This is a genomic window from Streptomyces sp. HSW2009 (genome assembly GCF_040240285.1).
In the GTDB taxonomy this organism is placed as follows: domain Bacteria; phylum Actinomycetota; class Actinomycetes; order Streptomycetales; family Streptomycetaceae; genus Streptomyces.
On record NZ_JBEHZD010000292.1, the window covers coordinates 1 to 9,716 of the forward strand.

Genomic DNA, 9,716 nt, shown 5'->3' on the forward strand with positions numbered 1-9,716 from the left:
CCCGCTCTCTTTAGCCCGCCCCTCCGGCCCCGACCCCCTGCGTCCGGCCGGCGGGGGGGGCGGGCTGGGGCCCCCCCCCCCCGCCGCCTTTCCCGTTCGCCGGCCCGCCCCGCTCGGCACCCTCGCCCCGTTCGGCCCGCTCGCCCCGTTCGCCGCGAGCGCGAAGCTCTGTACGGGCTGCCGCGTCCGGCCCCCGCATGCGCGCGTCCGCCCCGCTCGCGTACAACCCCCTGCGTACGCCCTGCTCGTGCACAGCCACATCCGCCCGCGCCGCGCGCCGCTCACCCCGCCGCGAGGCCGTCCAGCGTGAGGTCGCGGAAGCGGCGCCAGTCGCCCACGGCGTGGCGGCTGAGCATGGCGACCGCGCCCACGGCCATGTAGAGGTCGGCGACGGTCACGTCGGGGCGCAGGCTGCCGTCCGTCCGGCCGCGGCGGGCCAGTTCCTCGCCGACGGCGATGAGCGCGTCGCCGACCGCGCCGCCGCGCGGCGCCGTGGAGCCGAACGTCGCGTCGATCACCCCGGACAGGCCGCGGCCCTCCTCGTGCACCTCGCCCCCCCGGGTGAGCAGGCAGCCCAGCGCCCGGCGGGCGTCCGGCTGAGGCAGGCACTGCTCCTCGGCGAAGGCGAGGATGCCCGCGAAGCGCTGTTCGGCGACGGCCTCGACCAGCACCTGCCGGGTCGGGAAGTGCCGGTAGACGGTGCCCACGCCGACCCCGGCCGCCCGGGCCACCTCGGCCATCTGCACCTCGTCGCCGCGCTCGGCGAACAGCTCCTGGGCGACCTCCAGCACCTTGAGCCGATTGCGTTCCGCGTCGGCACGTGACGGCCTTGACATTCCACCGCATCCTCTGCTGAGCTCTAAACGGAATCGGATTCCGAATCCGAATTCGTATCGGAAGGATAGCCCATGTCTGAGCACCGCTTCATCCTCCTGGACGCCGGGGCCTCGCGCCCGACGCGGGTGCCGCTGCCGCCCGCGATGGCCGTCAAGGCCGGCACCGAGGACACCGAGGGCCGGTTCTCGCTCCTTGAGGTGGTGGTCGCGCAGGAGATCCCGCGCCATGTCCACCACGTCTCGGACGAGTGCGTGTACGTGCTGGACGGGGAGCTCGCGGTGGAGTTCGACGACCGGACTCACACCGTTGCGGCGGGCCAGTTCGTGCTGTTGCCGCACGGTGTCCCGCACGCCCTGCGGCCCGCCGGGCCCCGGCCGCCGCGGGTGCTCCAGATCTCCTCGCCGGGCGGCTGGGAGTGCTTCCTCCAGGACATGATCGAGAACCGGACCCAGATCAGCCGTCAGGGCCGGCTCGACCCGGCCCCGCTCAACCGGATCGCCGCCCGGCACCAGATCACCTACGAGGAGCCTGGGCAGCCGGGGCCGGCACAGGCCGCCGCTCCTGACTCCGACTCTGGCTCTGGCTCTGGCTCTGGCTCGAATGGCTCTGGCTCGACCTCCGAGACCGCCTCCGGCACCGGCACCAGCTCCGGCCAGCGGGAATCGGCGTAACCCGGCACCGCGCTCCGCGCGCGGCGCCCCCGGGGCGGGCGGGGCCGTTCCGCGGCGCATCCCCCTACCGATGTGGAGAGCAGGACTCATGACGAGATGGAACGAACTCACCGCGTACGTCGATGGCGCGGCCGGTGGCCGCCGGAGCTGGGCGGTGGCGACCGTCGTGGCGCGGCTCGCGCTGGCGGCGGGGTTCCTGTCCGCGGTCGCCGACCGGTTCGGGCTCTGGGGCGAGGCCGGCACCAACGCCGTGGCCTGGGGCGACTACGACGCGTACCTGGCCTATGTGCACGATCTGGCGCCGTACCTGTCCGGCGGGCTGGTGGACGTGGCCGGCGGTGCGGCCACCGCGGTCGAGCTCGTACTCGGCGGCACGCTGCTGCTCGGAGTCTGGGTGCGGCTCTCGGCCTGGGCGAGTGCGGCAGTGCTGTGCGGCTTCGCGCTGTCGATGTTCTTCTTCGCGGACTTCGAAGCGCCGCTGAACAGCTCCGTGTTCAGCGCCGCTGCCGCCGCGCTGCTGCTGGCGCTGGCCCCGGCCGATGGGCTGGTGCTCACGCTCGACCGGCGGCTGGCGCCGGGCCGGGACACGGTGCCGCGGGAGCCCGCGCGCCGGGGATAGCCGGCCGGGGGTAGTGCGGCCGGTCGGGTCGTCGAAGGGCCGGACAGGGGACGGCCCTTCGACGGCCGGGCCCCGCCACCGGCTAGAAGTTGACCGAGGCGGCCACCGGCAAGTGGTCGCTACCGGTGTCGGGCAGGGTCCACGCCGAGACCGGTTCCACGCCGCGCACCAGGATCTGGTCGATGCGGGCCATCGGGAACGAGGCGGGCCAACTGAAGCCGAAGCCGTCGCCCGCGGCGCCCTGCGCGGAGCGGAGCTGCGAGGTGACGGGAGCCAGCGCGCGGTCGTTGACGGTGCCGTTCAGGTCGCCGAGCAGGATCACCCGCTCCAGCCGCTCGGCCCGGATGGCCGCGCCCAGCGCTCGCGCGCTGTCATCGCGCTGACCTGCGGTGAAGCCCGCATTGAACTTGACGCGTACGGAGGGGAGATGGGCCACGTACACCGCGACCTCACCCTTGGGCGCGGCCACCGTGGCTCGCAGCGCGCGGGACCACCCCATCTGGATGTCCACGATCCGCGCGTCCTTGATCGGGTACGTGCTCCACAGCCCGACCGTGCCCTGGATCGTGTGGTACGGGTACGCCGACTTGAGCTCGCGCTCGTAGGTGGGGGCCGCGTCGCCGGTCACTTCCTCCAGCGCGACCACCTGCGCGCCGGACGCGGCCACGTCCTTGGCCGTACTAGCCGGGTCGGCGTTGTCGGCGTTGACGTTGTGGCTGACCACGGTGAGGTCGCCACCCGATCCGGACTTGCTGGTCAACAGACCGCCGAAGAGATTCAGCCAGACGATCACCGGCATCAGCAGCGCGACCAGCGCGGTCGCCGAGCGGCGCACCAGCGCACAGACCAACAGGATGGGAATGCCCACCATGCCGATCCACGGCAGAAACGTCTCCAGCAGGCTGCCGAGGTTGCCAACGTTGTTGGGGATCTGTGCGTGCAGGATCATCAGCAGCGCGAGCAGCACCGCGAACCCGGCCACCACCAGACCGCGCCGCCACACCTCGCGGCCCCGCCAACCGTCGATCAGCCGCCGCCCGTGGTCCTTGAGGCGCTCCGCCCGAGAACGGGCCGGTCCGGGCTCGTCCCGGTCGTGCCCGGTCTCTTCCGCGTACGCCTGCGCCATGCGTCGTCCTCACTAGCTCACCGGCCCGCCACCGCCTAGACCATAGGTGATGACCAGGGTGTTTCCGACGCTCCGGGTGGGCGCCTCGAAAGTGAGGACGAGTGGCGGGCGGGCCCGGGTTCCGTTTTCGACGAGTTGGGCGGGGCCTGTGACGCGGCCGGCACAAACCGTCGTAGATCCAATACAAGGAGTGCAACAAGGGCAGGGGCCCACACAGCGCTGCACAGCGCGCATCACCGCCGGCGCCGACATGCGACGACTGGCCGGAACTCCCCCGTCCGGCGGGCGCTTCGCCCGACTTCGCCCCGGCCGGTCTGCGGAGTCCGTGAATTCCGTGGAGTCCGTGAATTCCGCGGAGGGGTGGGGCGGTCGGTCGCGCCGCACGTCTAGCCGTACGGGATGCGCGGACGCCGCGTCGTACGACACGAGCGGGCACCATGCCCACCCCGCGCCGCCGCACCCGGTGCACGGGCACGGCGTACGGGCTCAGCCGCGCGGGCGCACCCCGTCCAGGACGGTGTCGACGATGCGCTCGGCGAGGCCCTCGGGGAGTTCCTGCCACTCGTGCAGCAAGACGCGCGAGAGCATCGGGCCGACGAAGAGTTCGGCGACGAAGTCGACGTCCTCGTCCGCGCGGATCTCGCCGCTGGCCATGCCACGGGCGAGGATCTCGCGCATGACCTGTTGCCGCTTTTGGATCACGTTCGTGTGGTAGGCGTCCCAGAGTTCCGGCTGCGCCTTCACCTGGGTCAACACCGTGAGCACCAACGCTGACTGGCGCTTGGCGATGCCGCGTCGGCGCATCGACTCCAGCATCTGGACCAGGTCGTCGCGGACGGACGTGCCGGTGGGCGCGGGCGTGTCGATGTCCAGGGCCTGCATCACGTCCAGCATCAGCGCGGGCTTGCCCGACCAGCGCCGGTAGACGGTGGCCTTGCCGACGCCGGCCTCCCGGGCGATGCGCTCCATGGACAGGTCGGCGACCGTGGCGCCCTCTTCGAGCAGCCGCAGCACCGTCTCCACGATCGCGGTGTCGGCCGCGGCGCTGCGCGGGCGCCCCCGCCGCTCCCCCGCCCCACCGCCGGCCGGTTCGGGCAGCGCGTCGAGCCCGTCGCCGGCGACGGCGGTGACCGTGGCACGGCGGGGGCCGGGGGCGCCGGCCGTGGTCGTGGCTGCGGCGGGATGGGGGGAACCGGGGGCGCCGGCCACGGCCAGGACCGTGTCCGTCATGGGGGCTGCGTCCGTGGCCGTGGCCGTAACGGTGTCCGTGCTCGCGGCCGTATCCGCGCCCGCGTCCGCCGCGGAAGCGGCCCGCCCTTTCGGTACGGGTACGCCCGCGGGGCGGTCGGTGCCGGCCGGGGCCGGCACGCCATCCGGCGCACTCGCTCCGGCGCCCGTCGGTCGGGCCGCCCCGTCGCCGGGCGCGCGCCGGGCGCGGCCTGGTGGTGAGGTGGTCCGACCGGGCGTCCGGCCGGCGTCGGATGGCGTGGGGATCACCGGTGTGCCTCCAGCGTGTTCGGGCCGCCCACCGACCCCGCCGCGCCTGCCGCACCCGCCGTACCGGCTGCACCGGGCTCATCGCCGCCGCCCGGCGCACCGGGCCGCTGGGCCGGGGCGGGCTGCTTGCCGGGCAGGAACACCGCCACGACCAGCGCACCGAGCACCGCGACACCGGCCGCGGCGACCGCCGTCAGGTGCATGGCGTGGATGAAGGCGTCGTGCGCGGGCGCGACCAGCGCCTTGCCCTGCTCGCCCATCCGCTGCGCCGCGCCGAGCGTCGCCTCGATGGACTCGCCCGCGCTGTGGCGCTGTTCGTCGGAGAGGCCGGGGACGGCCTTGAGTTCGTCGTCGATGCCGTTACGGTACGTGGTCGACAGCAGCGATCCCAGTACGGCCACTCCCAGCGCCCCGCCGACCTGCCGGAAGGTGTTGTTCAGCGCGGAGCCCGACCCCGCCTTGTCCCGCGGCAGCGACTGCATGATCGCGACGGTGACCGGCGGCATGATGTGCGCCATGCCCGCGCCCTGGAGGAAGAAGAGCACTTCCAGGACCCAGATCGGGCTGTCCACGTCGAGCAGCAGGAAGCCTGCCAGCGTCCCGGCGATCACCACCATGCCCGCGGTGCACACGGCGCGCGCCCCGAAGCGGTCCACCACAAGGCGGGTGCGCGGCGCGAAGATCAACTGGGCGCCGGCCAGCGGCAGCAACAGCAGACCCGATTCCAGAGCGCTGTAGCCGCGCACGCTCTGGGTGTAGAAGACGATGAAGAACGTGACGCCCATCAGCGCGAAGAAGACCAGCGCGATGGCGGCGATGGCGGCCGAGAAGGCGGGCTTGCGGAAGTAGCTGATGTCGATCGCCGGGTGCTCCACGCGCCGCTCGTACCAGACGAACAACAGCAGGACCAGCAGGCCACCACCGCTGGTGCCGAGCACCTCGGGGTCGGCGAAGTCGGCCAACTGGCCGCCCTTGATGATCCCGTAGACCAGCAGCACCAGGCCGATGACGGACAGCAGCACGCCGATCGGGTCGAAGCGGCCGGGCGAGGGGTCGCGGGAGTCCGGCACCAGGACGACCATCGCGATCAGTCCGACGATCACGACCGGAACGTTGACCAGGAAGACCGAGCCCCACCAGAAGTGTTCGAGCAGGATGCCGCCGGTGATCGGGCCGATGGCGATGGCGAGGCCGACGGCGGCGACCCAGATGCCGATCGCCTTGGGCTGCTCGTCGCGCTCGAAGACGTTCATCAAGATCGCCAGGGTGGCGGGCATCACCAGGGCGCCGCCGAGGCCCATCACGGCCCGGTAGGTGATCAGTTCGGCGGGCGAGCCGGAGAACGCGGCGAGCACCGAGCCGATGCCGAACACCAGCATGCCGGCGAGCAGGATCTTCTTGCGGCCGATCCGGTCGCCGAACAGACCGGCGGTGAAGAGCAGCCCGGCGAAGACCAGGGTGTAGGAGTTGATCGCCCATTCAAGCTCGCTCTGGGTTGCCCCCAGACCGGTCGGTTCCGGCTGCGAGATGGTCTTCATGGCGACGTTGAGGATCGAGTTGTCGAGTACCACGATCAGCACGCTGAACATGAGGACGACGAGGATCGCCCACCGCCTGCGGTGGATCGCCTCGGGCACGGTACGGACCGTGGCTATGTCGGATGGTGTTGCCATGCCGGCCAGGCTATGCCCATTCCGAAACGAGACCGTCTCGTATTGGAAAGTCTTTACGTAGAGATGGGGGCGAGGAGACCTGCCGCGGGGCGGGACGCCGGCCGCGGGGTGCCGGCCACGGGGCGGCGGTCTGCCCGCGGGGGCCCGCAGCGGGGTGCCGGCCGCAGCGCGGGACGAGGTTCCGCCCACGGGGCTTCGACCGCGGGGCTCGGCCGCGGGCCGCGGGGCTTCGATCCCAGGGCGCTGACCGCAGGTCTCCCACCACGGGACAGGCGTGGCCATCGGGTGTCCGGATAGCGGTCGTGGCCTGTGGGGCGAACGGGACCCAAGGGCCCTTCCGCACCGTACGGGCCACGTGCCAGCATGGAAGCGGTCCAGGGACGCCGTCAGGGCGCCTTGAGATGACGAAAGCGGAGACACGTCATGACGACGCATGCCTCGAACCAGGCTGCATCCACCCCACCCGCCACCCACGCATCCGCCTCGGGCGCCACGGGCGCATCCGCCCCAGACGCCCCCGCCGCGTCCGGTGCCGGTGCCGGCGCCGCGCGCGACAAGGCGCTGTACGGGGGCAAGGGCTCCCGCCGGATCACCGTCCGCGACATCGCGGCGGCCAAGGAGCGCGGCGAGAAGTGGCCGATGCTCACCGCCTACGACGCGATGACCGCATCGGTCTTCGACGAGGCCGGCATCCCCGTGATGCTCGTCGGCGACTCGATGGGCAACTGCCACCTCGGGTACGAGTCGACCGTGCCGGTCACCATGGACGAGATCACCATCCTCTCCGCCGCGGTGGTCCGCGGCACCCGGCGCGCCCTGATCGTCGGCGACCTGCCGTTCGGGACCTACCAGGAGGGTCCGGTGCAGGCGCTGCGCAGTGCGACCCGGCTGGTCAAGGAGGCGGGCGTGGGCGCGGTGAAGCTGGAGGGCGGCGAGCGCTCGGCCGACCAGATCGAGCTGGTGGTGCGCTCCGGCATCCCGGTGATGGCGCACATCGGCCTCACCCCGCAGTCCGTCAACGCCTACGGCGGCTACCCCGTGCAGGGGCGCGGCGAGGAGGCTGCCCAGCAGTTGCTGCGGGACGCCAAGGCCGCACAGGACGCGGGCGCGTTCGCGGTGGTCCTCGAACTCGTACCGGCCGAACTCGCCGCCGAGGTGACGCGTTCCCTGCACATCCCGACGGTGGGCATCGGCGCGGGCGCGGAGTGCGACGCGCAGGTGCTGGTGTGGACGGACATGGCCGGTCTGAACGGCGGCCGGGTGCCGCGTTTCGTCAAGCAGTACGCGCAGTTGCGGCAGACCCTCGGGGCCGCCGCCCGCGCCTTCGCCGACGACGGCGGCGGCGGTACGTACCCGGCACCTGAGCACGCTTTTCACTAATAGCCTGGCAAGAGGCGGGTCATACCCGCGCGTAGTGGCAAATGGCGCCGAATTACCCCATCGGACCAGTCACGACCAGGCCAAACACCCATTGGACGGGCCCCCCCCCGGGGGGGGGGGGGGGGGGGGGGGGGGGGGGCCCGGCGGGTGGGTCAGCTCAGGTGGAGCTGCTGGCCCGGGTAGATCAGGTCGGCATCGGTGATGATGTCGTCGTTCAGGTCGTACAGCTTGGCCCAGCCGCCCTTGACGCCCTCGGCCTCAGCGATCTTGGCGAGCGTGTCGCCGGACTCGACCTTGTACTCGCCGTCGCCCTTCTTGATCGTCTTGGGGGCGGTGTGCTGCGGCGCGGCCTGCTGCGGGGCGGCGTGGCGCGGCACGTAGCGCTCGGCGCTGCGGCTCGGGGCCTGCTCCTGGGTGGTGCGCGGCGCGGCGTGCTTGGGGGCGGCCTTCGGCGCGGCCTGCTGCGGGGCGGCCTGCTGCTTCGGCGCGGTGTGCTGCTTCGGCGCCTGCTGCTTGGGGGCCTGCTGCTTGGGCGCGGTGTAGCCGCCCTGGGTCAGGTTGACGCCACAGTGCGGCCAGGCGCCCTTGCCCTGGCTGGCGAGGACCTTCTCGGCGATCTGGATCTGCTGCGCCTTGGACGCCTGGTTGGCGGTCGGGGCGTACGCGGTGCCGCCGTACGCGGCCCAGGTGGAGGCGGAGAACTGGAGGCCGCCGTAGTAGCCGTTGCCGGTGTTGATCGACCAGTTGCCGGTGGACTCGCACTGGGCGACCTGGTCCCACTGCGAGGTGGTGGCCGCGTTGGCGTTGGCGGCACCCATCAGCGGCACGGCGACGGCCGCACCGGTCACGCCGGCGAGCGTGGCTATCCGGGTGGCCTTGGACGGACGACGGTGCTTGCCCTTGGAAATCAGCATGTTGGTTTCCTCACCGACGCCTACGAGGTGAGCTGTCGGGTTCGGACTGTGAGTTGCCCGGCCGCGGTCTCCCGCAGCTTCACCCCTAGCCGTTCAGCCCCCTCGTACCCCGGACCGTTCGGCACTTACCTGTGGTTCCCCCGCTCCTGCCTTCGGCGCTTGACGCGTCGGTTCCCCCCGGCCGCCGGCAGGATTCGGCGTGACGACCAGTGGCGCTCGCGGTGGCGAGCGATGAAGACCGTAATCACAGATGCCCGGAGTGCTCAAACCCCTACATCCCTGGAAAGTCAGTGGGGTTTACCCGCAAGAAATTCACATCCCCGCAGGTCAGACAGCACGGCTACAGATTGGGCAAGCGAGACACGCCGGGAAGTCAAAGAGACCCATGTCTCACTTTCGCCAAACGGGGCACATCGCCACCAATTGCCCCGCCCTGCGGCCCCTCAGCGTTCCGCTTTCACTCCAAGGTCAAGCTTCTGACCAGGCAAGATCAGGTCCGGGTCGGCGCCCACGACCTTTTCATTTGCCTCGTAGAGCGCCGGCCAGCCGCCCGGAGTCTCATGGCGCTCGGCAATCGCCGACAAGGTGTCGCCGGAACGCACCTCGTGCTTACCCTCCGTGACGCCGTCCGCGTCCTTGACCCCGTCGCGCCCGCGCTCGCTGCGGTCGACGTGGCGACCCTCGGGACGCTCCGTCGCGCCGTCGCCACGGTCCGCGTCCGCGCCGGGCTCGGGGCTCGGTTCGCCGCGGTGCTTGCCGGTGCCCGCGCCGGCGTCCGCGCCGGCCTCCGCGCCGGTCTCCGCCGCGTCGTCGCTGCCGCCGGCGTGCCGGCCGCGTGCGGCCCGGTGTCTTATACACCAGTCCGGGCCCACGAGACGGCCTGCTATGGGGGTTTGGGGGGTTGGGGGTGGAAAAAAAAGGGTGTGGGGGGGGGGGGGGGGGGGGGGGGGGCCGTGTCGGTGCGGTGGGGGTGTGCGGTGCACGTGCAGTGGGTGTGAA

General features: G+C 72.1%; 9 protein-coding genes and 1 riboswitch. Of the genes, 3 read left to right on the forward strand and 6 right to left on the reverse strand.

Annotated features, from left to right (window positions below; all coding sequences use genetic code 11):
• Window positions 1-281: 281 nt before the first annotated feature.
• Window positions 282-836 (reverse strand): TetR/AcrR family transcriptional regulator, encoded by a 555-nt coding sequence (locus tag AAHZ94_RS20795; RefSeq protein WP_349994489.1) that lies wholly within the window; start codon window positions 834-836, stop codon window positions 282-284.
• 72 nt (window positions 837-908) lie between these two features.
• Between AAHZ94_RS20795 and AAHZ94_RS20800 the strand changes: the two genes are divergently transcribed.
• Window positions 909-1,508 carry a cupin domain-containing protein gene (locus tag AAHZ94_RS20800; RefSeq protein ID WP_349994490.1) on the forward strand — a complete coding sequence of 200 codons (600 nt, stop codon included), beginning with the start codon at window positions 909-911 and terminating at the stop codon, window positions 1,506-1,508.
• An 88-nt stretch (window positions 1,509-1,596) separates the two neighbouring features.
• A complete protein-coding gene (locus AAHZ94_RS20805) occupies window positions 1,597-2,127 on the forward strand; it encodes a hypothetical protein (RefSeq protein ID WP_349994491.1) in 531 nt (176 codons plus the stop codon).
• 82 nt (window positions 2,128-2,209) lie between these two features.
• Here the strand turns inward: AAHZ94_RS20805 and AAHZ94_RS20810 are convergent, their stop codons facing one another.
• From AAHZ94_RS20810 to AAHZ94_RS20820, 3 genes are all read right to left on the reverse strand, one after another.
• Entirely contained in the window at window positions 2,210-3,253 is a 1,044-nt protein-coding gene (locus AAHZ94_RS20810) for an endonuclease/exonuclease/phosphatase family protein (protein WP_349994492.1), read from the reverse strand.
• Between the two features lie 486 nt (window positions 3,254-3,739).
• Complete coding sequence (locus AAHZ94_RS20815) at window positions 3,740-4,483, reverse strand: TetR/AcrR family transcriptional regulator (RefSeq protein ID WP_349994493.1); 744 nt, start codon at window positions 4,481-4,483, stop codon at window positions 3,740-3,742.
• Between the two features lie 263 nt (window positions 4,484-4,746).
• Complete coding sequence (locus tag AAHZ94_RS20820) at window positions 4,747-6,423, reverse strand: MFS transporter (RefSeq protein WP_349994494.1); 1,677 nt, start codon at window positions 6,421-6,423, stop codon at window positions 4,747-4,749.
• Between the two features lie 423 nt (window positions 6,424-6,846).
• Between AAHZ94_RS20820 and panB the strand changes: the two genes are divergently transcribed.
• The gene (panB, locus tag AAHZ94_RS20825) at window positions 6,847-7,803 is read left to right on the forward strand and encodes a 3-methyl-2-oxobutanoate hydroxymethyltransferase (protein ID WP_349994495.1); all 957 of its coding nucleotides are present in this window, start codon (window positions 6,847-6,849) and stop codon (window positions 7,801-7,803) included.
• A 152-nt stretch (window positions 7,804-7,955) separates the two neighbouring features.
• Here panB and AAHZ94_RS20830 read toward each other — a convergent pair whose 3' ends face one another.
• Both AAHZ94_RS20830 and AAHZ94_RS20835 read right to left on the reverse strand, forming a co-directional pair.
• Window positions 7,956-8,717 (reverse strand): transglycosylase family protein, encoded by a 762-nt coding sequence (locus AAHZ94_RS20830; RefSeq protein WP_349994496.1) that lies wholly within the window; start codon window positions 8,715-8,717, stop codon window positions 7,956-7,958.
• Window positions 8,718-8,719: 2 nt separating this feature from the next.
• Window positions 8,720-8,885: riboswitch (cyclic di-AMP (ydaO/yuaA leader) on the reverse strand.
• A gap of 275 nt (window positions 8,886-9,160) precedes the next feature.
• A partial coding sequence (locus AAHZ94_RS20835; RefSeq protein ID WP_349994497.1) for a LysM peptidoglycan-binding domain-containing protein occupies window positions 9,161-9,716 on the reverse strand: 556 nt, incomplete at its 5' end.